The sequence below is a fragment of the Dietzia sp. CH92 genome (genome assembly GCF_032248695.1).
Taxonomy (GTDB): domain Bacteria; phylum Actinomycetota; class Actinomycetes; order Mycobacteriales; family Mycobacteriaceae; genus Dietzia.
The window spans coordinates 338,761-362,764 of sequence record NZ_JAVHXC010000001.1; the positions used below are offsets into that span (position 1 = coordinate 338,761).

General features: G+C 71.0%; 23 protein-coding genes. 5 read left to right on the forward strand and 18 right to left on the reverse strand.

Going from position 1 to position 24,004, the window contains the following annotated elements; genetic code table 11:
- Window positions 1-27: 27 nt before the first annotated feature.
- A complete protein-coding gene (locus RWK90_RS01635; protein ID WP_314034032.1) occupies window positions 28-1,779 on the reverse strand; it encodes a proline--tRNA ligase in 1,752 nt (583 codons plus the stop codon).
- A 57-nt stretch (window positions 1,780-1,836) separates the two neighbouring features.
- Between RWK90_RS01635 and RWK90_RS01640 the strand changes: the two genes are divergently transcribed.
- Window positions 1,837-2,586 (forward strand): peroxide stress protein YaaA, encoded by a 750-nt coding sequence (locus tag RWK90_RS01640; protein ID WP_314034034.1) that lies wholly within the window; start codon window positions 1,837-1,839, stop codon window positions 2,584-2,586.
- A 49-nt stretch (window positions 2,587-2,635) separates the two neighbouring features.
- Here the strand turns inward: RWK90_RS01640 and RWK90_RS01645 are convergent, their stop codons facing one another.
- The 3 genes from RWK90_RS01645 to mqo all read right to left on the reverse strand — a co-directional run bounded on the left by RWK90_RS01645 (window position 2,636) and on the right by mqo (window position 6,566).
- Complete coding sequence (locus RWK90_RS01645; protein WP_314034736.1) at window positions 2,636-3,622, reverse strand: LLM class flavin-dependent oxidoreductase; 987 nt, start codon at window positions 3,620-3,622, stop codon at window positions 2,636-2,638.
- Between the two features lie 87 nt (window positions 3,623-3,709).
- On the reverse strand, window positions 3,710-4,936 hold the full coding sequence (gene cobA / locus RWK90_RS01650) for a uroporphyrinogen-III C-methyltransferase (RefSeq protein ID WP_314034036.1): 1,227 nt from the start codon (window positions 4,934-4,936) through the stop codon (window positions 3,710-3,712).
- 133 nt (window positions 4,937-5,069) lie between these two features.
- Complete coding sequence (gene mqo, locus RWK90_RS01655; RefSeq protein ID WP_314034038.1) at window positions 5,070-6,566, reverse strand: malate dehydrogenase (quinone); 1,497 nt, start codon at window positions 6,564-6,566, stop codon at window positions 5,070-5,072.
- A gap of 135 nt (window positions 6,567-6,701) precedes the next feature.
- Between mqo and RWK90_RS01660 the strand changes: the two genes are divergently transcribed.
- Together RWK90_RS01660 and mtr are read left to right on the forward strand one after the other, a co-directional pair.
- Window positions 6,702-7,736 (forward strand): alpha/beta hydrolase, encoded by a 1,035-nt coding sequence (locus tag RWK90_RS01660; protein ID WP_314034040.1) that lies wholly within the window; start codon window positions 6,702-6,704, stop codon window positions 7,734-7,736.
- 5 nt (window positions 7,737-7,741) lie between these two features.
- Window positions 7,742-9,142 carry a mycothione reductase gene (gene mtr / locus RWK90_RS01665; RefSeq protein WP_314034042.1) on the forward strand — a complete coding sequence of 467 codons (1,401 nt, stop codon included), beginning with the start codon at window positions 7,742-7,744 and terminating at the stop codon, window positions 9,140-9,142.
- Window positions 9,143-9,158: 16 nt separating this feature from the next.
- Here mtr and RWK90_RS01670 read toward each other — a convergent pair whose 3' ends face one another.
- The 8 genes from RWK90_RS01670 to dxr form a co-directional block, all read right to left on the reverse strand.
- A complete protein-coding gene (locus RWK90_RS01670; protein ID WP_314034044.1) occupies window positions 9,159-10,637 on the reverse strand; it encodes an NAD(P)/FAD-dependent oxidoreductase in 1,479 nt (492 codons plus the stop codon).
- A 120-nt stretch (window positions 10,638-10,757) separates the two neighbouring features.
- Window positions 10,758-11,633 (reverse strand): type I methionyl aminopeptidase, encoded by an 876-nt coding sequence (gene map, locus RWK90_RS01675; protein ID WP_314034046.1) that lies wholly within the window; start codon window positions 11,631-11,633, stop codon window positions 10,758-10,760.
- 76 nt (window positions 11,634-11,709) lie between these two features.
- On the reverse strand, window positions 11,710-11,901 hold the full coding sequence (locus tag RWK90_RS01680) for a hypothetical protein (RefSeq protein ID WP_314034048.1): 192 nt from the start codon (window positions 11,899-11,901) through the stop codon (window positions 11,710-11,712).
- On the reverse strand, window positions 11,901-12,335 hold the full coding sequence (locus RWK90_RS01685) for a hypothetical protein (RefSeq protein WP_314034050.1): 435 nt from the start codon (window positions 12,333-12,335) through the stop codon (window positions 11,901-11,903). Before RWK90_RS01685 ends, RWK90_RS01680 begins: the two co-directional genes overlap by 1 nt.
- 170 nt (window positions 12,336-12,505) lie before the next feature.
- Window positions 12,506-13,360: a GNAT family N-acetyltransferase gene (locus RWK90_RS01690; protein WP_314034051.1), complete on the reverse strand. Its 855-nt coding sequence runs from the start codon at window positions 13,358-13,360 to the stop codon at window positions 12,506-12,508.
- Window positions 13,361-13,363: 3 nt separating this feature from the next.
- A complete protein-coding gene (gene ispG / locus RWK90_RS01695; RefSeq protein WP_314034738.1) occupies window positions 13,364-14,512 on the reverse strand; it encodes a flavodoxin-dependent (E)-4-hydroxy-3-methylbut-2-enyl-diphosphate synthase in 1,149 nt (382 codons plus the stop codon).
- A 135-nt stretch (window positions 14,513-14,647) separates the two neighbouring features.
- Window positions 14,648-15,868, reverse strand: coding sequence for a M50 family metallopeptidase (locus RWK90_RS01700; protein ID WP_314034053.1), 1,221 nt, complete (start codon window positions 15,866-15,868; stop codon window positions 14,648-14,650).
- A gap of 3 nt (window positions 15,869-15,871) precedes the next feature.
- Window positions 15,872-17,035: a 1-deoxy-D-xylulose-5-phosphate reductoisomerase gene (gene dxr, locus RWK90_RS01705; RefSeq protein WP_314034055.1), complete on the reverse strand. Its 1,164-nt coding sequence runs from the start codon at window positions 17,033-17,035 to the stop codon at window positions 15,872-15,874.
- A gap of 163 nt (window positions 17,036-17,198) precedes the next feature.
- On the opposite strand from dxr, the gene RWK90_RS01710 reads away from it, so the two are divergent.
- Window positions 17,199-17,573: a DUF2631 domain-containing protein gene (locus RWK90_RS01710; protein ID WP_314034058.1), complete on the forward strand. Its 375-nt coding sequence runs from the start codon at window positions 17,199-17,201 to the stop codon at window positions 17,571-17,573.
- Window positions 17,574-17,701: 128 nt separating this feature from the next.
- Here the strand turns inward: RWK90_RS01710 and rlmN are convergent, their stop codons facing one another.
- Window positions 17,702-18,811, reverse strand: coding sequence for a 23S rRNA (adenine(2503)-C(2))-methyltransferase RlmN (rlmN, locus tag RWK90_RS01715; protein WP_314034060.1), 1,110 nt, complete (start codon window positions 18,809-18,811; stop codon window positions 17,702-17,704).
- An 84-nt stretch (window positions 18,812-18,895) separates the two neighbouring features.
- Between rlmN and RWK90_RS01720 the strand changes: the two genes are divergently transcribed.
- Window positions 18,896-19,336, forward strand: coding sequence for a lipopolysaccharide assembly protein LapA domain-containing protein (locus RWK90_RS01720; protein WP_314034062.1), 441 nt, complete (start codon window positions 18,896-18,898; stop codon window positions 19,334-19,336).
- A 39-nt stretch (window positions 19,337-19,375) separates the two neighbouring features.
- Here RWK90_RS01720 and RWK90_RS01725 read toward each other — a convergent pair whose 3' ends face one another.
- The 5 genes from RWK90_RS01725 to rpsB form a co-directional block, all read right to left on the reverse strand.
- Complete coding sequence (locus RWK90_RS01725) at window positions 19,376-20,254, reverse strand: phosphatidate cytidylyltransferase (RefSeq protein WP_314034064.1); 879 nt, start codon at window positions 20,252-20,254, stop codon at window positions 19,376-19,378.
- A gap of 40 nt (window positions 20,255-20,294) precedes the next feature.
- Window positions 20,295-20,852, reverse strand: a complete 558-nt coding sequence (gene frr / locus RWK90_RS01730; protein ID WP_314034066.1) for a ribosome recycling factor — start codon at window positions 20,850-20,852, stop codon at window positions 20,295-20,297.
- A gap of 52 nt (window positions 20,853-20,904) precedes the next feature.
- Complete coding sequence (pyrH, locus tag RWK90_RS01735; RefSeq protein ID WP_314034068.1) at window positions 20,905-21,630, reverse strand: UMP kinase; 726 nt, start codon at window positions 21,628-21,630, stop codon at window positions 20,905-20,907.
- Between the two features lie 239 nt (window positions 21,631-21,869).
- A complete protein-coding gene (tsf, locus tag RWK90_RS01740) occupies window positions 21,870-22,694 on the reverse strand; it encodes a translation elongation factor Ts (protein WP_314034070.1) in 825 nt (274 codons plus the stop codon).
- Between the two features lie 207 nt (window positions 22,695-22,901).
- Window positions 22,902-23,771: a 30S ribosomal protein S2 gene (gene rpsB, locus RWK90_RS01745; protein WP_314034072.1), complete on the reverse strand. Its 870-nt coding sequence runs from the start codon at window positions 23,769-23,771 to the stop codon at window positions 22,902-22,904.
- Window positions 23,772-24,004: the final 233 nt, after the last annotated feature.

The following is a 24,004-nucleotide window of genomic DNA, read 5'->3' on the forward strand; positions in this document are numbered from 1 at the left end:
GGGCGACCGACCGCCCGGCTGACCGGCCTAGCGGTCGGCCCCGATGAGACGGATGATCTCCTCCGCCGCCCCGTCCACCGGCACCTGGGTGACCTCACCGGTGGCCCGTCGACGGAGTTCGACCGTCCCCTCGGCCCATCCCCGACCCACCACGACCACCCACGGGACGCCGATGAGTTCGGCGTCCTTGAACTTCACGCCGGGCGAGGCCTTGCGGTCGTCGAAGAGGACCTCGAGGCGGGCCCGGTCGAAGGCCTCCACCAGCGTCGCGGCGCCGTCGATGGCCGCCTGGTCCTTGTTGGCGATCACCACGTGCACGTCGGCCGGCGCGGCCTCCGCGGGCCACACGAGGCCCTTGTCGTCGGCGAACTGCTCCGCCAGGACGGCCACGAGACGCGAGACGCCGATCCCGTAGGAGCCCATCGTCACGCGGGCGGGCTTGCCGTTCTCCCCCAGCACGTCGAAGCCGAAGGCGTCGGTGTACTTGCGGCCGAGCTGGAAGATGTGCCCGATCTCGATACCGCGGGCGAGCGTGAGGGTGCCGTGGCCGTCCGGTGCGGGATCGCCTTCGCGGACCTCGGCCACCTCGATGGTCCCGTCCGGGGTGAAGTCACGGCCGCAGACCAGGTCGACGACGTGACGACCCGGCTCGTCGGCGCCCGTGATCCACGCGGTGCCCTCCACCACCCGGGGGTCGACCAGGTACCGCACCTCGTTCTCCCGCAGCGCCCGCGGCCCGATGTAGCCCTTGACGAGGAAGGGGTTGGCGGTGAAGTCGGATTCCTCGAGGATCGCCACCTCGGCGGGCTCGAGGGCGGCCTCGACACGCTTCATGTCCACCTCGCGGTCGCCGGGCAGCCCCACCGCGAGCAGTTCCCAGTCGCGACCCGGCTGGCGCACCTTGAGCATGACGTTCTTCAACGTGTCCGCGGCGGTGATCTCCCGCCCGAGGCCCGCCGAGTTGGCCCAGGCGACCAGCGTCTCGATGGTCGGGGCGTCAGGGGTGTCGTGGACCGTCGCCTCCGGCAACCCCTCCACCGGCCGGGCCGGCGGCGCCGGGGTGACCACGGCCTCGACGTTCGCGGCGTAGGCGCCGTCCGTCGAACGGACGAACGTGTCCTCGCCGGCCGCCGAGACGGCGAGGAACTCCTCCGAGGCGGAGCCGCCCATCGCACCGGAGGTCGCGGCGCAGATGACGTACTCGATGCCGAGACGGTCGAAGATCCGCTGGTAGGCGTCGCGATGCGCGCGGTAGGAGCGTTCGAGCCCCGCGTCGTCGAGGTCGAAGGAGTAGGAGTCCTTCATCACGAACTCGCGGCCGCGCAGGATGCCGGCCCGGGGACGCTCCTCGTCGCGGTACTTGGTCTGGATCTGGTACAGGGTGACCGGCAGGTCCTTGTACGACGAGTACTCCCCCTGCACGGTGAGCGTGAAGAGCTCCTCGTGGGTGGGTCCGAGCATCATGTCGTTGCCCTTGCGGTCCTTGAGCCGGAACAACGCGGGTCCGTACTCGGTCCACCGACCCGTCGTCTCGTAGGGCTCCCGCGGGAGCAGAGCGGGAAGACTGATCTCCTGGGCGCCGAACGCGTCCATCTCCTCGCGTACCACCTGCTCGACCCGCCGCAGCGTGCGCAGGCCCAGCGGCAGCCAGGAGTAGACACCGGGCGCGACGCGACGGACGTAGCCCGCGCGGACGAGCAGCTTGTGGCTGAGGACCTCGGCGTCGGACGGGTCGTCGCGGAGCGTGCGGAGGAACAGGTGGGACAGGCGCGTGATCACGATGATCCAGAGTAGCCGCCCGGGGTGCCGTCCCGGCCCGACGGTAGCCTCTGCCGGGTGCGTATCCTCCTGTCACCCTCCGAGACCAAGTCCGTCGGCGGGGCCGGCGGCCCCCTCGACCTCGCGGCTCTGTCGCTGCCCGCGCTCGGGGAGACCCGGAGGGTGGTCGCCGACGCGCTCGTCGACCTGTGCACCTCGGACCCCGAGGCCGCCCGGTCCGCCCTGGGGCTCAGCGAGCGCCTCGCGGGTGAGGTCGACCTCGACGCCCGGCTGTGGTCGTCCCCCACCGCTCCCGCCCTGAGCCGGTACACGGGTGTCCTGTACGACGCGCTCGACGAGGGGTCGCTGAGCGGTGCCGCTCGCTCCCGGGCCGAGGCACGCCTGTGGATCGGGTCGGCCCTGTTCGGTCTTCTCGGGGCCTCGGACCCGATCCCCCACTACCGTCTCTCCGCCGGGACGAAGCTGCCCGGGTTGGGGACCCTGCGTTCGGTGTGGAAGCCCGCACTCGGCTGCGCCACCTCGGGGTGGGCCGACGAGCTGGTCGTCGACATGCGGTCGGGGGGCTACCACCAGCTCGGCCCCGTTCCCGGAGCGGTGACCGTCGACGTCGTCACGGAGTACGAGGACGGCAGCCGCAAGGTCGTCTCGCACTTCTCCAAGTTCCACAAGGGGTTACTCGCGCGGACGCTCGCGACGTCGCGGGCGGAGATGACCGAGGTGGCGGACCTGCTCCGCGTCGCTCGGCGCGCGGGCCACAAGGTGGAGCACACCTCGCCGTCCGTCGTCACGATGGTCACCGCGCCCTGACGCCTCCCGCGCACCCGGCGGCCCGCCGAGCCCGGCCCGGAGATGGGCCTCAGCGCCAGCCCAGCTCCGGCGCGACGTGCGTGAGGATCGAGTCCAGCAGGTGCGCGTTGTAGTCGACGCCGAGCTGGGTCGGCACGGTCACCAGGAGGGTGTCCGCGGCGGCGATCGCCTCGTCCGCGCGGAGCTGTTGCACCAGCTGATCGGGCTCGTCGGCGTAGGACCGCCCGAACACCGCGCGCAGACCGGGTTCGATGTCCCCGAACTGATCGCCCCGCTGCCCTCCCCCGAGGAAGAAGCGCCGATCCGCGTCGGAGGTGATGGCCACGATCGACCGGGACACCGACACCCTCGGTTCGAACCCGTGGTCGTGGCGTCCCCACTCCTCGCGGAAGGCGTCGATCTGTCGGCGCTGCTGGACGTGTAGCGGTTCCCCCGTCTCGTCCGCTTTGAGGGTCGAGGACATGAGGTTCATCCCCTGCGAGGCGGCCCACCGCGCGGTGGCATCCGAGGCTGCTCCCCACCAGATGCGTTCCCGCAGCCCGTCGGAGTGGGGCTCGACACGCAGCAGCCCCGGCGGGTTGGGGAACATCGGCCGCGGGTTGGGCTGCGCGAACCGCGCACCCTCGACGGCCCGCAGGAAGGCCTCGGTGTGCCGGCGGGCCATGTCGGCGTCGGACTCCCCCTCCGCGGGCTGGAAGCCGAAATACCGCCACCCGTCGATCACCTGTTCCGGGGACCCACGGGAGACCCCGAGTTGGACGCGGCCGCCGGACAGCAGGTCCGCGGCGGCGATGTCCTCGGCGAACCCGAGCGGGTTGACGTACCGCATGTCCACCACGCCCGTGCCGATCTCGATCCGGCGGGTGCGCGCACCGACGGCCGCGAGCAGCGGGGCGGGGGTTCCGAGCTGCCGGGCGAAGTGGTGGACGCGGAAGTACGCCCCGTCCGCACCGAGTTCCTCCGCCGCCTGCGCGAGCTCGACGCTCTGTAGCAGTGCGTCCGACGCGGACCGGACGGCGGAGTCGGGATGGTCCATCCAGTGCCCGAAGGACAGGAAACCGATCTTCTTGGGGGCGCTCACGTCCTCATCATGCCCGACAGGGGACGCGGTGCGCCCCGCGCGTCAGAGCGCGGACAGTACCTGCGGGAGACCGGCGACGTCGCCGATGACGACGATCGCCGGCGGGCGGACGTCGTGGGAGTCGAGGGTCGCGGCCATGGTGCCGAGGGTGCAGCGGTAGGTCGACTGGCCCTCCAGGCTCCCGTCGACGACCACCGCCGCCGGGGTCTCGGGAGAGCGGCCCCCGGCCATGAGCGACTCGGCGATCGCGGGCGAGTTCTTCACGCCCATCAACACGACGAGGGTGCCACGCATCCGGGCGAGTGCCTCCCAGTCGATGAGCGAGCCCGGGTGCCCGGGGGGCAGATGCCCGGACACGACGGTCAGCTCGTGGGTCATCCCCCGGTTGGTGACCGGGATCCCGGCGAGCGCGGGCACGGCCAGTGCGCTCGAGACACCGGGAACGACCGTGCACGGGACGCCGGCCTCGGCGCACGCCTGGGCCTCTTCGAACCCCCGTCCGTAGAGGAACGGGTCGCCGCCCTTGAGCCTCACCACGAACTTGCCGGAACGAGCCCGGTCCACGAGGACCCGGTTGATGGCCTCCTGGGCCATCGAGCGGCCGTACGGGATCTTGGCGGCGTCGACGATCTCGACGTCCGCGCGCAGCTCGGCGAGCGGACGTTGGGGCGCGAGGCGGTCCGCGACCACCACGTCGGCGCGGGCGAGCAGACGACGTCCGCGCACGGTCATGAGGTCGTCCGCCCCGGGCCCCCCGCCGACCAGGGCGACCGTTCCCCGCAGCGACTCGTCGACCTCCGGGGCCTCCGCACCGGCCTCGTCGAGCGCCCGGGCGACGACGTCGCGGGCCTCGGTGGTGCGGGCGCGGTCCCCGGTGAGGACGGACACGAGCATCTGTCCCCGGCGGACGACAGCGGGGGTCACGGCGGTGCCGGACGTGACGGCGTCCGAGCGGACACAGAAGGTGCGGTGGTGCTCCGCCTCCGCGGCCACGCGGGCGTTGACCAAGGAATTCTTGGTCGCTGCGACGACGTACCAGGCGCCCTCGAGATCCCCGGTCCGGTACTCGCGCGGTTCCCACCAGATGCGGCCCGCGTCGACGAGTCCCTGGAGGGTGGGCGTGATGTCCGGGCTGACGAGGTGGACGACAGCCCCGGCCTCGAGCAGGACGGGAACGCGGCGCTGGGCCACGGATCCTCCACCGATCACCACGACGCGACGGCCCTCGAGGTCCAGGCCTACGGGGTACGGGTTCACGGGCCGGATCATGCCTTGATCCTATCCGCCGCGGCAGACGTCCCCGGTATCGACCCTGAGGGGGGTGAGACGACTCATCCCCCGGTCTCGTGGGAGGTGACCGGGGGACGAGGTGCCGACGAGGCGGCGCGGTGGCGCCGGCCGGTCAGGCCTTCTGGTCGAGCTTGAGCGTCCGGGTGGACCGCTCGAACTGCTCGGTGAAGAGGGCGGGCTCCTCCGCCAGCTTCCGGCCGAGCGACGGGATCATCTCCTCGAGCGCGGGCTTCCACTCGGCGAACCGGCTGGGGAAGCAGCGCTGCAGGACGTCGACCATCGCGTCGACGGCCGTGGAGGCCCCGGGCGACGCGCCGAGCAGGCCGGCGATGGAGCCGTCGGCGGCGTTGACGACGGCCGTGCCGAACTCGAGGGTGCCGCCGCGTCCGTTGGGCTTGATCACCTGGACGCGCTGGCCGGCGATGACCTTCTCCCAGTCGTTCTCCTGCGCGGACGGGACGAAGTCGCGGAGGGAGTCGACACGGGCCCCGTGGTTCTTGGCGAGCTCGGTGATGAGGTACTTGACGAGGCTCATCTCGGTGAGACCGATGTTGGCCATGGGCAGGAGGTTCCCGAGCCGGATGCTCGACGGCAGGTCGAGGAAGCTGCCCATCTTGAGGAACTTGGGGGTCCAGCCGGCGAAGGGGCCGAACAGCAGGCCCTTCTTGCCGTCGATGACGCGGGTGTCCAGGTGCGGCACCGACATCGGGGGCGCGCCGACGGAGGCCTGGCTGTAGACCTTGGCCTGGTGCTGCTCGACGAGCTCGGGGTTGGTGCAGCGCAGCCACTGGCCACCGACGGGGAAACCGCCGATGCCCTTGATCTCGGGGATGCCGGACTTCTGCAGCAGGTGCAGCGCACCGCCGCCCGCGCCGACGAACACGAACTTGGCGTCGACGGTCCGCTCGTCACCGGTGTGGCGGTTGGTCACCGTCAGCCGCCAGGTGCCGTCGGTGTTCCGCTCGAGGTCCTTGACCTGGTTCTGGTAGTGGACCTCGGTGCCGGTCCGGGTGAGGTACTTGATGAGCTGCCGGGTGAGGGCGCCGAAGTTGACGTCCGTGCCGTTGGAGAAGTGGCTCAGGGCGAACGGCTGCTCCGGGGACCGGCCCTTGGCCATGAGGGGCACGAGCCGCTCGAGCTCGGCGTGGTCCGTGGTGTGGTTCATGCCCGGGAAGAGCGGGTGCCCGGCCAGCTTGTCGTACCGCTTCTGCAGGTAGGCCTGCCCGTCCTCGCCGGTCACGAAGCTCATGTGCGGCACGGGGCGGATCCACTCGGTCGGGTCGCCGAGGATCGTGTTCTCCACGGCGTACGACCAGAACTGGCGCGAGACCTGGAACTTCTCGTTGACGCCCACGGCCTTGGTGATGTCGACGTCGCCGTCGGCGGTCTTGGGCGAGTAGTTGAGCTCGCACAGGGCGGAGTGGCCGGTGCCGGCGTTGTTCCACGCATCCGACGACTCCAGGGCGGGACCCTCGAGCCGCTCGAAGACCTGGATGTCCCAGTCCGGCTGGAGCCGGCGCAGCAGCGCCCCGAGTGTCGCGCTCATGGTGCCCGCGCCGATGAGCGCCACATCCGTCGTTCCGTGCTTTGCCACCTGGTCTGAAGTCACCGGCTACCCTCGCTCATTGGTCGTGGACCCGAATCTCACGTCGACGCGGGCCGGTCCCTCCCGGGCCCGCGCCCACAGGGCACCCAGACTACTCACGGCACCGGCGTGGGGGCACACCGGTCTAGGGTGGTCGTCGTGTCGTCGCACTCCCCCGTTCCCCCCTCCGACGGATCCGATCCGCGCTGGGCGCCCGACCTGCTGGGGCCGTCCTACCGGCGACTCGACCTCCCGTTGGGCCTCGATCCGGACGGCGAGGGACCCATCTCGGCGACCCTGGTCCGGCACGAGGACGCCCCGCCGGCGCCGGACGCGGTGGTGCTGGTCGTCCACGGCCTGTCCGACTACTTCTTCCACACCCACCTGGCGGAGTACCTCGCCGCGCGCGGGATCGCGACGTACGGGATCGACCTGCGCAAGTGTGGTCGCTCGAGGCGGGAGGGGTTGACGCCCCATTTCACCACCGATCTGGAGAGGTACGACGACGAGCTGGACCGGGCACTGGAGGTGATCACCACCGAACACCCGGGCGTGCCCGTCCTCGTGTTCGCGCACTCCACGGGGGGCCTGGTGGTGCCGCTGTGGCTGGCTCGGCGGCGTGAGAGGTCGGCACTGGCCCCCGTGGTGGGGGTGGTGCTGAACTCCCCCTGGTTCCAGCTCGACGTGCCGGACCGCGCCCGCACGGTGCTCGACCCGGTGATCCGGACGCTGGGCACGATCCGGCCGTTCTACCGGCTCCCGCTGCCCACCTCGGACCGGTACGTGATCAGCACGCACGTCGATCACGACGGGGACTTCCACTTCGACACCACCCTCAAGCCCCCGGGAGGGGTGGGTGTCCGCGCCGGGTGGCTCGCCGCGGTGCGTCGCGCCCAGCGCAGGCTGCAGGCCGGGGTCGATCTCCCCCTCCCCGTGCTGCTGCTACGTTCGACGGCGTCCTCGGTCGGGTCGCGATCACGCGGCGGGGAGATCGACGTCGACACCGACCTGATCCTCGACGTCCGGTCGATGCAGCGGTTCGCCGATCGCGTCTCCCGCGACGTGACGGATGTCGCCGTCGAGGGCGCCCGCCACGACGTCTTCCTCTCCCGCGCCGACGTCCTCGAGGTGGTCTTCGATCATCTCGGGCGCTGGCTCGACCAGACCCTGTCCGCTCACCCCAAGGAGTCCTGACCGCAATGACACAGACCCCCTCGCGACACTTCGATCTCGTGGTGATCGGAACGGGCAGCGGGAACTCGCTGATCGACGAGTCCTTCGCCGACAAGTCCGTCGCCATCTGCGAGAAGGGGACGTTCGGCGGGACGTGCCTCAACGTCGGGTGCATCCCCACCAAGATGTTCGTCTACGCGGCGGACACGGCCACCTCGGTCACCCATTCCGCGACCTACGGGGTCGATTCGACGCTCGACGGCGTCCGGTGGCCGGACATCGTCTCGCGCGTCTTCGACCGGCGCATCGATCCCATCGCCAACAGCGGTGAGGACTACCGCCGCAACCGCTGCGACAACGTCACCGTCTTCGACGGCCACGCGCGGTTCGTGGGCCCGCGCACCATCGACACCGGCACCGGCGAGATCATCACCGCCGACTCCGTCGTCATCGCGGCGGGGGCCCGCCCGTCGATCCCCGGGATCGTCACCGAGGCGGGCGTGGCGTACCACACGAGTGACGACGTGATGCGGATCCCGGAGCTGCCGGAGTCGATCGTCATCCAGGGCTCGGGGTTCATCGCGTGCGAGTTCGCCCACATCTTCTCCTCCCTCGGTGTGAAGGTCACCGTGATCGGCCGATCGGACGTGTTGCTCAAGCACCTGGACCGCGAACTGGCGGAGCGGTTCACCGCGGCGGCCGCCCGGCGCTGGGACGTGCGTCTCGGTCAGCAGATCGCCACCATGACCGCGACCGGCGAGGACCGCCGGGGCGTGGAGATCACCTTCGAGGACGGCTCGACCTGCTCCGGCGACGCCCTCCTCGTGGCCACCGGGCGGACGCCGAACGGCGATCTCCTCGGCCTGGATTCCGCCGGTGTCGAGATGGACGGTGACCGGGTCCGGGTGGACGAGTACGGCCGTACCACCGCGGACGGGGTGTGGGCGCTGGGCGACGTGAGCTCGCCGTTCCAGCTCAAGCATGTGGCGAACCACGAGCAGCGCGTGCTCGGCCACAACCTGCGGCACCCCGACGACCTGCAGTCGTTCCACCACAGCCACGTCCCCTACGCGGTCTTCACGTGGCCGCAGATCGCCTCGGTGGGTCTCACCGAGGCGGAGGCGCGTGCCGCCGGCTACGACGTGACCGTCAAGACACAGGACTACGGCGACGTCGCGTACGGATGGGCGATGGAGGATTCGGTGGGCTGCTGCAAGCTGATCGCGGATCGCGCGACCGGCCTGCTGCTCGGCGCACACCTCATGGGTGCCCACGCGCCGTCGCTGATCCAGATCCTCATCCAGGCGATGGAGTTCGAGATCACCGTTCCGGACCTCGCGCGGCGCCAGTACTGGATCCACCCGGCGATGGCCGAGGTCGTCGAGAACGCGCTGCTCGGCCTGGACTTCCCCGACCGGGGCTTCTAGGCCGCGGCCGGCGACCTCAGGTCAGGACGAAGTCCTCCGGATCCACCGAGCGGACCTGCTCGCGGTAGCGGAACGTGAAGGTCGGCCACTGTAGCGAGTTCCGGCCGCGGGAGTCGATGTACCAACTCGAGCAGCCGCCCTGGTTCCACACCGTGTGCGCCAATTCGCGGTCCATCCGGTCCGCGTAGGCCTCCTCGACCTCTCGCCGGACCTCGACGATCCCGCGCCCGGACCGCTCCGCCAGGTCCAGCAGCCGCAGGACGTGGCCCGCCTGCGACTCGAGCATGTACACGATCGACGAGTGCCCGAGGTTGGTGTTGGGTCCGTACAACAGGTACAGGTTGGGGAACCCGGCCACCGTCACCCCGTTGTGGGCGCGGGGGCTCCCGTCCCAGTGCTCGGCGAGCGTGCGGCCGTCCGCACCCGTGATGACCTTCGAGATCGGCGGCTCCGTGGGCTGGAACCCGGTGCCGAAGATGATGACGTCGGCCGGGTGCTCCGTACCGTCCTCCGAGACCACGCCGTGCGGCGTGACGGAGGACGCGGCCCCGGGCACCAGCGTCACGTCGGGGCGGGTCAGGGCGGGCAGCCACTGGCTGGTGAGCAGGACCCGTTTGCACCCGATCGAGAAGTCGGGCGTGAGCGCCCTGCGCATCCCCCGGTCGCGGACCTTGAGCAGCAGGTAGAACCGGGCGAACCACTCGAAGAAGCGCAGGAGGAACTGCGCCCGGGTGAACACCACGACGTACAGTTCCCGTCCCAGGTAGATACGCCCACGGACGAGCTTCTGCAGGACCGGCAGGCGTTCGTACAGTCGCTTGCGGCGATCCGAGATCGGCCGGTCGAGCCGGGGCAGGATCCACCCCGGCGTGCGCTGGAACACCGTCACGTGCCCGGCGGTGCCCGCGATCTCCGGCACGAACTGGACCGCGGAGGCGCCGGTGCCGACCACCGCGACCCGCTTGCCCTCGAGCGGGATGTCGTGACGCCACCGCGCGGAGTGGAAGACCTCGCCCTCGAACGAGGCGAGCCCCGGCAGCCGGGGGACGGACGGGGCGGAGAGCGCGCCGGTGGCGGCCACGAGGTGCCGGGCACGCACCTGCCCACGGCTCGTGTCCACCACCCATTCGGCGGAGTCCGCGTCCCACCGCGCCGCGGTCACCTCGCAGCCGGTGACGAGCCGGTCCCGCAGGCCGATGCGGTCGGCGACCGACACCAGATACGAGTGGATCTCGGGCTGCCGGCCGAAGGAGTGTGACCAGCCCGGGTGCGCGTGTCGCGAGAGGGAGTACAGGGCGGTGGGCACGTCGCAGGCGCACCCCGGGTACGTGTTGTCGCGCCACGTGCCCCCGACCTCGTCAGCGGCCTCCAGGACGAGGAAGTCCCGGCCCCGTCCCTCGCGCAGGAGACGGTCGGCCATGGCGATACCGCCGAAGCCGGCGCCCACCACCAACAGGTCGATCTGGTCCACGGGTCCACGGGGCGTGTCGATCATGCTGGACAGTATGCATCGCCCTGTCCATTCCCGAGGGCGCTACGGGACGAACGTCCATATGCCGGGCCACCGGGTCCGGGCGCACGACCCGGGAACCCGGTGGCCCGGGCGAGGCCGCCGTCAGGAGCCGCTGGGCAGTGTGAGGATCTCGTACCCGTCCTCGGTCACCACGACGGTGTGCTCGAACTGCGCGGTCCAGGCCTTGTCGGCCGTGGTCACGGTCCAGTCGTCGTCCCAGACCTCGAAGCCGGGGCCGCCGAGGGAGATCATCGGCTCGACCGTGAGCGTCATCCCCGGTTCGAGCACCTCGGTCCGGGACGGGTCGTCGTAGTGCAGCACGACGAGCCCGTTGTGGAACGTCGGCCCCACCCCGTGCCCCGTGAACTCGCGGACCACCGTGTAGTCGAACCGGCGCGCGTAGGACTCGATGACGCGGCCGATCACGTTGACCTCACGGCCGGGACGGATGGCCTTGATCCCGCGGTTCATCGCCTCCTCGGTCCGCTCCACCAGGAGACGGACCTCGTCGCCGACCTCACCCGCGAGGAACGTGGCGTTGGTGTCCCCGTGGACACCGTCGATGTACGCCGTGACGTCGACGTTCACGATGTCCCCGTCGTGGATCACCGTGGTGTCGGGGATGCCGTGGCAGATGACCTCGTTGAGGGAGACGCAGCACGACTTCGGGAACGCCTTGTAGCCCAGCGTCGACGGGTAGGCGCCGTGGTCGCAGAGGTACTCGTGGACCACCCGGTCGATCTCGTCGGTCGTCACGCCTGGCGCGACGGCCTCGCCGGCCGCGACGAGAGCGTCCGCCGCGATCCTGCTCGCCACCCGCATCGACTCGATCACCTCGGGCGGGTGCACCCACGGCTCGCCGTTGGCCTCGTCCACGCGGTCACGCCACGCGTACTCCGGGCGTGGGATCGAGTCGGGCACGGTCCGGATCGGGGTGGGCTCGCCGGGGACGAGGGGCTGGCGGGTCGAGGTCGTCATGACTCAAGGATAGGTCGGACGGGCCACGTCGCTCCCGCCGGAGGCCGCGCACGGGGGCGAGGCGGCCCGGCGGCGGTCACCAGATGACGAAGCAGATCGAGGCGATGATCACCATGGCGCCGAAGAGGCCCATGGTGAGCACGTCGGCGCTCCCGGACCGGCCGGGGTCGCCGGACCCCTCCGGCCGGCCGGCGTCGTCGTGCTCCGCGGGCCGCCCGGTGTCGTCGTGCTCCCCGGTCGCGGGGTCGGGGGTCTGTCGGGGATCCATCACATCACCCCCAGACGATGCAGTTCGGAGACCATGGCCACGCCGAGGATGACGAACACGACGCCCATGAACGCCGTGTACGTCCACCGCCTGGCGTGATCCGACGCCCAGAAGCGCCGGACACTCACCACGCCGTTGACCACGGCGATGACGCAGAGGGCGATGCCGACCGGCGCGGCCACCCAGCCGGACAGGCTGAGCAGCGGCACGAGGATCGGGATGGCGAGGTACGTGATGAGACAACGCACGGCGGACACGACCACCGAGATCCGGAACGCCCGATGGGCGCCGGAGCCGGCCTTCGTGTCGATCCCGCGTATCCCCAGGAGGCGTCGCATGGCACGGTCGGCCCCGCTCTGCGAGCGGAACCCCTGATCCTGCGCGACGGCGTCGACCGGCACGGCGGTGAGGGGCGCGGTGGTGGGAACGCTCACGCGGCTCTCCCGTTCCGGTCGCCGCTGTCGGTGCCCATGGTCGCTGTCCTGTGCATCGCCGTCACTTCCTCGAAGCTCACCGTCGAACGTCCCCTCCACTGTCCCACAGCGGCCCGCCGGGGCCGAAGCCGCCACGGGCGCACCACGGCCGCCGCCGCGCGGTGCGGTGGTCACAGCAGCACCGTCGCGTAGTCCACGGCATCGGTCATGCCGACACGGCGATACGCCGCGCGCGCCGCCGTGTTCGACCCGTTCACGACGAGGGACGGCGTGAGCCCCCGGTCCTGGAGCGCCGCGCACACGGCGGCCGTCCCGCCGGACCCCAGACCGGTACCGCGCCTGTCCCTGTGCACCCAGATGCCCTGGATCTGCGCCACCCGCGGGGCGAGCGCGGCGACGTCGGCCTTGAAGACCACCTCACCGCGTTCGAACGCGACCCACGTCCGGCCCCGGGCCAGCGAGCGGGCCACGCGGCGGCGGAACGGGATGCCGGCGCCCACGGCGAACGGGTCCGCACGCAACTCCTCGCGGTACATGGCCGCCGCGGCGGCCAGGACCGGCTCGAACTCCTCCAGGGTGGCCGGGCGGACCCCCTGCGGGATGAGGGTGCGGTCCACCGGACGCTCCAGGGTCATGAGGAACTGGTGCCCGCGGAACTCCCGCGCCTCGCCCCACGCCCCGCGCAGCTCCGGCCAGAGCGCCGCCACCCGCTCCCGCCGACCGTGGACGGACATCGGCCCCAGCCCCAGCGCGGCCACGGCGCCGCCGAGCGCGTGGAGATCGGGCCCGTCGCCACGCAGCGGCAGCACGGAGCTACCGATGAACACCAGCGACCGCTCGGGCCCGCCGAGGGTGAGGAAGCGCCCGTCGGCACCGGCGACCACCCCCGACGTCGCGAGCTTCTCCGCGGCCGGCGCCGAGACCAGCGGATCGGACGCGAGCACCTCGGACACGGCCGCCGTCTCCCCCGGGCCGACGTCGCGGCACCCGCCGATCCCGGTCCCCGGGGCCACCGTGTCCGTCACGGCCTATCGCGTGACCTTGACCTGGGGGCCCTGGCCCTCGGCGGCCTCCCCCACCGTCTCGCCCATCTCCTCGGCGATCCGCATGGCCTCCTCGATGAGGGTCTCCACGATCGCCGCCTCCGGCACGGTCTTGATGACCTCGCCCTTGACGAAGATCTGCCCCTTGCCGTTGCCCGACGCGACGCCCAGGTCGGCCTCCCGCGCCTCACCGGGCCCGTTGACCACACACCCCATCACGGCCACCCGGAGCGGCACGGCCATCCCCTCGAGCCCGGCCGTGACCTCCTCGGCGAGCTTGTACACGTCCACCTGCGCGCGACCACACGACGGGCACGAGACGATCTCGAGCTTGCGCGGCCGCAGGTTGAGCGACTGCAGGATCTGGGCACCCACCTTGATCTCCTCGGCCGGCGGGGCCGAGAGCGAGACGCGGATGGTGTCGCCGATGCCGTCGGCGAGCAGGGCGCCGAACGCCACCGCGGACTTGATCGTGCCCTGGAAGGCCGGGCCCGCCTCGGTCACACCGAGGTGCAGCGGGTAGTCCGTCTGCGCCGCGAGCTGGCGGTAGGCCTCGACCATGATCACCGGGTCGTTGTGCTTGACCGAGATCTTGATGTCCCCGAAGCCGTGCTCCTCGAACAACGAGGCCTCCCACACGGCCGACTCGACCAGGGCCTCCGGCGTGGCCTTGCCGTACTTGGCGAGCAGGCGGGGATCCAGCGACCCCGCGTTCACACCGATCCGGATCGGGATACCCGCGTCCCCGGCCGCCCTGGCGACCTCCTTGACGCGCCCGTCGAACTCCTTGATGTTGCCCGGGTTGACGCGCACCGCCGCGCACCCCGCGTCGATCGCCGCGAAGATGTACTTGGGCTGGAAATGGATGTCGGCGATCACCGGGATCGGGGACTTGCGCGCGATGGTCGACAACGCGTCGGCGTCCTCCTGCCGCGGGCACGCCACGCGCACGATGTCGCATCCGGACGCGGTGAGCTCGGCGATCTGCTGCAACGTCGCGTTGACGTCGTGGGTCTTGGTGTTGGTCATGGACTGGACCGAGACCGGGTGATCACTGCCCACGCCGACCGGGCCGACGAAGAACTGCCGGGTCTTGCGCCGCGGCGCCAGCACCGGCGGCGGTGCGTCGGGCATACCCAGTCCGACCGGGATCGAGGAGGAGTCGTTCACAACAGGGCCTTCCGTAGGGGCTGCGGGCCGGGTGCCCACGAGTCCCGTCCGCCATTATCCGGGTAACCGGCGGCGGGGGCGAGGTGGGTGTGGGTCGGCTCAGCCCGGCAGCAGGATCGGGTTGACGAAGTCGGCGGTGATGACGATCGCGGAGACCCCGATCAGCAGGACGAACACCGCCATGGTCAGCGGGGCCAGCTTCTCGTAGTCGGCGGGCCCGCCCGGCGCGAGCCCGCGCAGCCGCCGGACCGCGTCGCGGAGCTTCTCGTAGAACACCACCGCGATATGACCCCCGTCGAACGGTGTCAGCGGCACGAGGTTGAACGCCCCCAGGAACAGGTTGAGACCGGCGAGGAACAGCAGGAACAGGCTCCACAACCCCTGCTCGACAGCCTGCCCGCCGATGTAGCTGGCCCCCACCACCGACACCGGCGAGTCCTCGGCCCGCTCCGCTCCGAAGATCGACGCCGCGACCGCCGGGATCTTGGCCGGGAACGAGATGAGGCCCTCGACCGTCGCCTCCACCATCTCACCGGTGAAGACGAAGGTCGCCGGCACCGCCGAGAGGGCGTCGTAGGTCTTGACGGTCTGGTACGCCGGGTCGTCGAGGATCTCCCTGGGGATACCGTCCTCCGAGAGCCGGACACCGAGCGCACCCCGCTCCCGGCCGTCGACCGTCGAGGAGGTCAACGTCGTCGTCGTCGACACCTCCCGCCCGTCCCGCTCCACCACCACCGGCACCGTCTCGCCGGGGCGCGCGGACACCACCTCGGACAGATCCGCCCAACTCACCACAGCGACCCCGTCCACGGACGTGATCCGGTCGCCCGGGAGGATCCCCGCCTCACCGGCCGGACCCACCCCGACCCCACACGAGTCCGCACCCGCGCACGTGTCACCGACCACGGCCGCGACCCGGTCGGTGGGGATCGGTTGGACGTCACGATTGGCCAGCCCCCACCCCAGGGCGACGATGTAGAACAGCACGATCGCGAGCACGATGTTCATGAACGGACCGGCCAGGAGCACCGCGACGCGCTTCCACCAGGCCTGACGCCACATCGCACGCGGCTCGTCCTCCGGCGACAGCCGGTCGTAGGCGGTCATCCCGGCGATGTCGCAGAACCCTCCCAGCGGGATCGCCTTGAGTCCGTACTCGATCCCGCCCCGGTTCACCGACCACACGGTCGGACCGAAGCCCACGAAGAACCGCCGGACCCGCATGCCCGACCACTGCGCCACCTTCATGTGCCCCAGCTCGTGCAACACGATGGACACCATGATCCCCAGCGCGAACAGGACGATCCCGAAGATCAGCACGACTCAGCCCTCCAGGCCCGCGATGACGGCGCCCGCATGACGCCGCGCCCAGGACTCCGCCGCCGCGACGTCGTCGAGATCCCGGGGATCCGCCGACCACTCGTCCGCGGCACCCACCGTCTCGGCCACCACGTCGACGATGTCCGTGAACCCGATCCGGCCGTCGAGGAACGCCGGCGCCGCCTCCTCGTTGGCCGCGTTGAACACCGCCGTCCGCAGACCGCCCGCCTCCCCGGCGGCCCGCGCCACGGAGATGGCCGGGAACGTCTCGGAGTCGACCGGCTCGAACGTCCACGTGTGCGCCCGGGTGAAGTCCAACGGCGTCGACGCCCCGGGGACACGGTCCGGCCACCCCAACGCCAACGCGATCGGCAACGTCATGGACGGCGGCGAGGCCTTGGCGACCGTCGCGCCGTCGACGAACGTCACCGCCGAGTGCACCACCGACTGCGGATGGACCGTCACCTCGATCCGCTCATAGGGCACGCCGAACAGCAGGTGCGCCTCGATGAGCTCGAGTGACTTGTTGACCAGCGTCGCCGAGTTGAGGGTGATCATCCGGCCCATCGCCCACGTCGGGTGCCGGAGCGCCTGCTCCGCCGTGACATGCGCGAGCTCCGCGCGCGTCCGACCGCGGAACGGTCCCCCCGAGGCGGTGAGGACCAGCGAGGCCACCTCCTGTGCCGAACCCGCGCGCAGGCACTGCGCCATCGCGGAGTGCTCCGAGTCCACGGGGATCAACTGCCCCGGGGCGGCCGCGCCCGTGACGAGAGCGCCGCCCGCCACGAGCGACTCCTTGTTGGCCAGCGCCAGTCGGGCGCCGGAGCGCAGCGCCGCCAGGGTCGGGCCCAGGCCGATCGACCCGTCGATGCCGTTGAGCACCACGTCGCACTCCACCGCGCCCACCAGGTCCGCAGCCGCCGACTCGCCGGACAGGACCGTCACCTCCGGGAACGACGCACGGATCCGCTCCGCCGCCGACGCGGCGGTCACCGCGACGAACCGCACGCCCGTGGCCCGGATCTGCTCGCCGAGGAGATCGACCCGGCCGCCGCCGGCGGCCAACCCCACGACCTCGAACCGCTCCGGACCGGCCTGCGAGGTCACCTCGAGGGCCTGGGTCCCGATCGAGCCGGTGCTACCGAGGATGAGAACGCGCGTGGTCACCCCGCCATTGTCCACGCCCGGGGCCCCTCGTGCCGCATCGGACGACCCCCGCGGGGCCGACTGCGGCGGGTTAGGCGTCGAGCTGAGAACGCGATGTGACAAACTGGGGTCCATGTCGGCGGCCCGCAGGGCTGCCAGCGAGCCGTGAGGAGAACCGGGGAGCATGAGCGCGGACGGACACCACACCAGCCGGGAGATCGTCGTCAACGGGATCAGTTCCGTCGAGGAGCCCTCCGTCGCCTGGGGTTGGCACACGCACAGCAGGAAGGTCGGCGTGGTGGTGGGCGGATTCTTCGTCCTCTTCCTGCTGGCGATGCTCTTCGGAAACCACATCGGCCGGGTGGAGAACATCTGGCTGGTCTCGATCGCCGCGTTCCTGGCCATCTGGATGGTCCTGTCGCTGCGCCCCGCCAAGGACAAGACGCTGAAGAAGAGCAGGGTCTACGAGATCGCGCCGGACCACTACGCGGCGGCCGCCTCCGTCGCCATCGGCGAGGCCGCCCGGAACCCGGAGGGCGTCGCCCCCGCCCGGCACTGAGCCCGGCCCGACCCGGATCAAGGGCCGCCACCACTCCCCTCGAGTGGTGGCGGCCCTTCTCGTGTCCCGGGTGACCGCACCCGGATCGTGACCGGTTGGTGCGGTGAGGTCAGCCCTCGGCGGCGGGGTCAGCCCTCGGCGGCGAGCTGTCCGCAGGCCGCGTCGATCTCCGACCCGCGCGTGTCCCGGACCGTGCAGGACACGCCGGCGGCGCGGACCGCCGCGACGAACGCGTCCTGCTGGTGCCGGGGGCTGGCGTCCCACTCGCTGCCCGGGGTCGGGTTGAGCGGGATGAGGTTGACGTGCGCCATGGCGCCCAGACGCTGAGCCAACAGACGACCGAGCATCTCCCCGCGCCACACCTGGTCGTTCACGTCGCGGATCAGCGCGTACTCGATCGACACGCGCCTCCCGGTGGCGTCCGCGTAGTGGCGGGCCGCATCCATGACCTCCGCCACGGGCCACCGGTTGTTCACCGGGACCAGGGTGTCGCGCAGCTCGTCGTCAGGCGTGTGCAGCGAGACGGCCAGGGTGACCTGCAGGCCTTCCTCGGCCAGACGGTGGATGGCGGGGACCACGCCGACCGTCGACACGGTCACCGAGCGCTGCGCCAGCCCGAACCCCGACGGCGGTGGCGAGACGATCCCCCGCACCGCGGCCAGGACGCGCTTGTAGTTGGCCAGCGGCTCACCCATCCCCATGAACACCACGTTGGACAGGCGCCCCGGCCCCCCGGGGATCTCGCCGTCCCGTAGCGCCCGCGCGGCGACGCGGACCTGCTCGAGGATCTCCGCCGTCGAGAGATTGCGCTGCAGGCCGCCCTGGCCCGTGGCGCAGAACGGACACGCCATGCCGCAGCCGGCCTGGCTCGAGATGCACACGGTCGCCCGGTCCGGGTACCTCATGAGCACGCTCTCCACGAGGGATCCGTCGTGGAGCTTCCACAGTGTCTTGCGGGTCGTACCCTCGTCCGCCGTGACGTGCCGCAGCGAGGTGGTCAACGACGGGAACAGTTCCTCCCCCACCCGCTCCCGCAGACCGGCCGGCAGATCCGTCATCTCCCGGGGGTCCGCCTCGAGACGCCCGAAGTACTGGTTGGCCACCTGCTTCCCGCGGAACGCGGGCACCCCGAGGTCACCCATCGCGGAGGCGCGGCCCTCGGCGTCGAGGTCGGCGAAATGACGAGGGGGCAGGCCGCGGCGGGGCGCGTCGAAGACGAGGGGAAGAGGTTCAGCCATGATTCGACCATTGTGTCAGAACCGCGGGCGGGGAACACACCGTCAGCGGTCCCGTCCGGCCGGCCGAGCACATACAGTCCATACATGGCCACACGATCACACGACCCCGTAGATCCCGACCAGCCCGGTACCGCCGCGGACCCGGCACTGCCGCCCGCGGAGAACCCCGCCGTCGAGGCGTCCACCCCGGTCCCCCTGGACGGGGCGTCCGACAACGGTCGGGCGGGCCGCGACATCCCGGAGGAACCCTTCCCCGACACCGCCGGCGGCCTCATCGGCTCGGCGTGGATCGGTCTGGTCCTGGGCGCCCTGGTGACCGTCCTGCTGCTGATCTTCATCGCCCAGAACACGACCTCGACCGACGTGCGCTACCTGGGGCTCGAGTTCAGCCTCCCGCTGGGCGTGCTCATCCTGCTCGCCGCCATCGTGGGCGCGTTGATCATGGCGATCTTCGCCGGTGTCCGGATCCTCCAGCTGCGGATGCGCGCCCGGAAGGCCCGCAAGTTGACCGCCCGCTCCCACTGACGGCACGCCCGGGCCGGGGGTGTGCCCCGGCCCGGGGCGTCAGGTCGGGACGACGTAGGTGAAGATGACCCAGACGACGACGGCACTGGGCAGCACCGAGTCGAGGCGGTCCATGAACCCGCCGTGACCGGGCAGCATCGTGCCCATGTCCTTGATGCCCAGGTCCCGCTTGACCTGCGATTCGACGAGATCACCCAACGTGGCGGTGAACACGGTGAACACACCGAGCACGACGCCCTTCCAGAGACTGTCGTCGAACATCGTCGCCACGACGGTCGCCCCGGCGACGGTCGCGAACAGCAGTGACCCGGCGAAACCCTCCCAGGACTTCTTGGGGCTGATCGCCGGGGCCATGGGGTGCCGGCCGAACAGCACACCGGCGACGTATCCGCCGACGTCCGAGCACACGACCAGCAGGATGAGCGCCACCACCCGCTGGGCGCCGAACTCGCCGTCCGACAACATCGCGCCCAGTGCGCCCGGGACGGCGATCCACACCAGGACGAACACGGCCACCGACGCGTCGCGCAGGTAGTTCCTGGGTGCGGTGGTCAGACCACCCATGAGAAGACGCCAGACCAGCACCACGACGGTGGTCACCGCGAAGGCGGCGAACGCCCCCTCGGCGCCGCTGAGGAACCCGGCCCACACCGTGGCCTGTCCGCCCACCAGCAGCGGGATGAGCGGGAGGCGGAACCGGGCCTGCCGGAGGCGCTTGAAGACCTCCCAGGTACCGATCGCGACGGCCCCGGCCGCGACGAGATACCACGCGCGGGGGGTGAACGCGATGCTGGCGATCACGAGCGCACCGAGGGCGATCCCGACAGGGATCGCCCGGGTCAGGTCCCGGCCGGCACGCGACGGCGGTGCGGCGGCCGCGGCGGTGGGCCCGGGCGGTCCGGGGGGAGCGGTGTCCACGGCATCTCCTCGACTGTGAACGGTGGATCTGGGCGGGAGGTCAGACCTCCATCAGCTCGCCCTCCTTGGCCTTGACCAGGTCGTCGACGTCGGAGACGAAGCGCTGGGTGAGCTTGTCGAGCTCCTTCTCGGCGGCCGAGACCTCGTCCTCGCCGGCTTCACCGTCCTTCTGGATCCGCTTGAGCTCGTCCATCGCCTTGCGCCGCACGCCACGGACCGCGATCCGCCCGTCCTCCGCCTTGGCCTTGGCCTGCTTGACCAGGTCGCGCCGCCGCTCCTCGGTGAGCTGCGGGACGGTCACGCGAAGCACCTGACCGTCGTTGGTGGGGTTCACCCCGAGGTCGGAGTTGCGGATCGCGTTCTCGATCGGCCCGATCTGCGACATCTCGTACGGCTTGATGATCAGCATCCGGGGCTCCGGCACCGTGACGCTCGACATCTGGGTGATCGGGGTCATCGTCCCGTAGTACTCGCACAGGACCCGGTTGAACATGCCGGGGTTGGCACGGCCGGTGCGGATGGAGGCGAGTTCGTCGCGGACGTGCTCGATCGCCTTCTCCATCTTCTCCTCGGCTTCGAGCAGAGTGTCGTCGATCATGGTGCGTCTCTTTTCGTTCTCGTCGATGGCTGGGTCCGGAGGGGTGGGCGGGTCAGTCCGAACTGCTGACCAGGGTTCCGATCTGCTCACCGGAGACGGCGCGCGCGATGTTGCCCTCGGTGAGGAGGTTGAAGACAAGGATGGGCATGTTGTTGTCCATGCAGAGGCTGAACGCGGTGGCGTCGGCCACCTTCAGACCGCGTTCGAGGCACTCGCGGTGCTCGATACGGGTGAACAGCTCGGCCTCGGGGTTCGTGCGGGGGTCGTCCGAGTAGACGCCGTCGACGGCCTTGGCCATGAGCAGGACGTCGGCCTTGATCTCCAGGGCCCGCTGCGCGGCCGTCGTGTCGGTGGAGAAGTAGGGCATGCCCATACCGGCACCGAAGATGACGACCCGGCCCTTCTCGAGGTGCCGCTCGGCGCGCAGGGGGATGTACGGCTCGGCGACCTGGCCCATGTGGATGGCGGTCTGGACGCGCGTCGAGACGCCCTCCTGCTCGAGGAAATCCTGCAGCGCGAGGCAGTTCATCACGGTGCCGAGCATCCCCATGTAGTCGCTGCGCGCCCGGTCGAGTCCCCGCTGCTGCAGCTGGGCCCCGCGGAAGAAGTTGCCTCCCCCGATCACGATGGCGATCTGCGCCCCGGTCCGCGACACCTCGGCGATCTGACGGGCGACCGACTGCACCACGTCCGGGTCGATCCCGACGCCGCCGCCGCCGAACATCTCGCCGCCCAGCTTGAGCATCACTCGCTTGTAGCCGTCCCGCGGGTCGGTCATCGTTCTCCTCGTCCCGGGCGGATCGAGCCCGTGTCGCGCGTCAACGCCCCCGGCGCCGGATCGGGCGGGCGGGCGTGCGGTCCGTGGTGGGACCGCGTTCATTCTGCCCTATCGGTCCGGGCGCCACACCGCAGCCCGCCGGGCGCGGGGACACCCGGGCCGGAAGACGGCGACGGCGGCACCCGGGATCACCGGATACCGCCGTCGGACCGGGCCCGTCTGGCGGGCCCGCGAGCGTGTCAGGCCTGGCCGACCTCGAAGCGCAGGAAGGACGACACCTTGGCGCCGGCCTCGTCGAGCAGGGCCCCGACGGTCTTCTTGCTGTCGGTGACCGACGGCTGGTCCAGGAGGCAGACGTCCTTGTAGAAGCCGTTGAGGCGACCCTCGACGATCTTCGGCAGAGCCTGCTCCGGCTTGCCCTCCTCGCGGGCGGTGGCCTCGGCGATCTCGCGCTCCTTGGCGACGATGTCGGCGGGGACCTCGTCACGGGAGACGTACTGCGCCTTGAGCGCGGCGATCTGCATGGCGGCCGAACGGGCAGCGGCGTCCGCGGCCTCGCCCTCGCCGGAGTAGGCGACCATGACGCCGACGGCCGGCGGCAGGTCGGAGGAGCGCTTGTGCAGGTAGACGGCGACGGGGCCGTCGAGCTTGCCCACGCGGCGCAGGACCAGCTTCTCGCCGGACTTGGCGGAGAAGGACACCACGGCGTCGGCGACGGTCGCCCCGTCGAGCTCGGCGGCGTTGAGGGCGTCGAGGTCGGAGATGCCCTGGGCGGCGGCCACGGCGACGATCTTGTCGGCCAGCGCGATGAACTCGGCGCTCTTGGCGACGAAGTCGGTCTCGGAGTTGAGCTCGATCATGACGCCGTCCTTGACGGCGACCAGGCCCTCGGCCGTGGTGCGCTCGGCGCGCTTGCCCACGTCCTTGGCGCCCTTGATGCGCAGGACCTCGACGGCCTTGTCGAAGTCGCCGTCGGTCTCCTCCAGGGCCTTCTTGCAGTCCATCATCCCGGAGCCGGTGAGCTCACGCAGACGCTTGACGTCGGCAGCGGTGTAGTTCGCCATGGTGGGGCGACCCTCCTTAAAGGGGTTCGTGATGTGTCGGGAAAGGTGTTCGGGTCCGGTCGGCGGGCGCGATCAGCTCCACCCTAGACGCCGGGCGTCCGGGGACGTGTCGCCCTCCGCCGCCGACACCTCGGGCCCGGCCCCCGGAGGATCCCTGCGGGGATCGTGGGCGGCCGGGCCCGATGGTGCTCGAGCTGGAGGTGCGGATCAGGCCTCGGCGGCCGGAGCCTCGGCTGCGGGGGCCTCGGCGACGGGCGACTCGGTGCCCGTGACGTCCGCGGCGGGCGCCTCGGTGGCCTCGGCGGCGGCGCCACCGGTGACCTGGTCGAGCTGCTCGGTCTCCCACTCGGCGAGGGGCTCGGCCTCTTCGCCGGTGGCCTTGCCGGCCTGGCCGCGGGCCTTGAGGCCCTCGGCGACGGCGGAGGCGATGACGCGGGTCAGCACGGTGACCGAGCGGATGGCGTCGTCGTTCGCCGGGATCGGGTAGTCGACGACGTCCGGGTCGCAGTTGGTGTCGAGCAGCGCGACGACCGGGATGTTGAGCTTGCGGGCCTCGCCGACGGCGATGTGCTCCTTGTTGGTGTCGACGACCCACACCACGGAGGGGACCTTGCTCATGTCACGCATGCCGCCGAGCGTGCGCTCGAGCTTGTTCTTCTCGCGCGTGAGCATGAGGATCTCCTTCTTGGTGCGACCCTCGAATCCGCCCGTCTGCTCCATCGACTCGAGCTCCTTGAGGCGCAGGAGCCGCTGGTGCACGGTCTGGAAGTTGGTGAGCATGCCACCCAGCCAACGCTGGTTGACGTACGGCATCCCGACCTTGGCGGCCTCCTCGGCGATGGCCTCCTGGGCCTGCTTCTTGGTGCCGACGAACAGGACGGTGCCGCCGTGGGCGACGGTCTCCTTGACGAACTCGTACGCCTGGTCGATGTACGTCAGGGTCTGCTGCAGGTCGATGATGTAGATGCCGTTGCGGTCGGTGAAGATGAACCGACGCATCTTCGGGTTCCAGCGGCGGGTCTGGTGACCGAAGTGGGCGCCTGCGTCGAGCAGCTGCTTCATGGAGATGACTGCCATGATGGGTTGAGGGCTCGTCCGGCTTGGAAGCAGCCGGACCGCGAGGCCCTCGTCCTCGCTTTCTGGTACGTATCGGGTTACGCCCGCTCACCGGTCGGCGGCGGGCCCTGGTGTCCGCGCCGGGCCGGACCCCCGACGGGCGGGGGCACCTGCTGGTCCGGCGTCCGGGGGGCCGGGGCTCGGGAGCACCGGGGCCTGGATGCGGGCCCGGGAACCGGGTTGTCCGCAGGACA

Coding starts and splice junctions, on each gene's coding strand:
- RWK90_RS01645 (WP_314034736.1), bottom strand. CDS start 3,622: ATGGACCATCCCGACTCCGCCGTCCGGTCCGCGTCGGACGCACTGCTA.
- cobA (WP_314034036.1), bottom strand. CDS start 4,936: ATGATCCGGCCCGTGAACCCGTACCCCGTAGGCCTGGACCTCGAGGGC.
- mtr (WP_314034042.1), top strand. CDS start 7,742: ATGACACAGACCCCCTCGCGACACTTCGATCTCGTGGTGATCGGAACG.
- RWK90_RS01670 (WP_314034044.1), bottom strand. CDS start 10,637: ATGATCGACACGCCCCGTGGACCCGTGGACCAGATCGACCTGTTGGTG.
- map (WP_314034046.1), bottom strand. CDS start 11,633: ATGACGACCTCGACCCGCCAGCCCCTCGTCCCCGGCGAGCCCACCCCG.
- RWK90_RS01680 (WP_314034048.1), bottom strand. CDS start 11,901: ATGGATCCCCGACAGACCCCCGACCCCGCGACCGGGGAGCACGACGAC.
- ispG (WP_314034738.1), bottom strand. CDS start 14,512: ATGCCCGACGCACCGCCGCCGGTGCTGGCGCCGCGGCGCAAGACCCGG.
- RWK90_RS01710 (WP_314034058.1), top strand. CDS start 17,199: ATGAGCGCGGACGGACACCACACCAGCCGGGAGATCGTCGTCAACGGG.
- rlmN (WP_314034060.1), bottom strand. CDS start 18,811: ATGGCTGAACCTCTTCCCCTCGTCTTCGACGCGCCCCGCCGCGGCCTG.
- RWK90_RS01720 (WP_314034062.1), top strand. CDS start 18,896: ATGGCCACACGATCACACGACCCCGTAGATCCCGACCAGCCCGGTACC.
- frr (WP_314034066.1), bottom strand. CDS start 20,852: ATGATCGACGACACTCTGCTCGAAGCCGAGGAGAAGATGGAGAAGGCG.
- pyrH (WP_314034068.1), bottom strand. CDS start 21,630: ATGACCGACCCGCGGGACGGCTACAAGCGAGTGATGCTCAAGCTGGGC.
- tsf (WP_314034070.1), bottom strand. CDS start 22,694: ATGGCGAACTACACCGCTGCCGACGTCAAGCGTCTGCGTGAGCTCACC.
- rpsB (WP_314034072.1), bottom strand. CDS start 23,771: ATGGCAGTCATCTCCATGAAGCAGCTGCTCGACGCAGGCGCCCACTTC.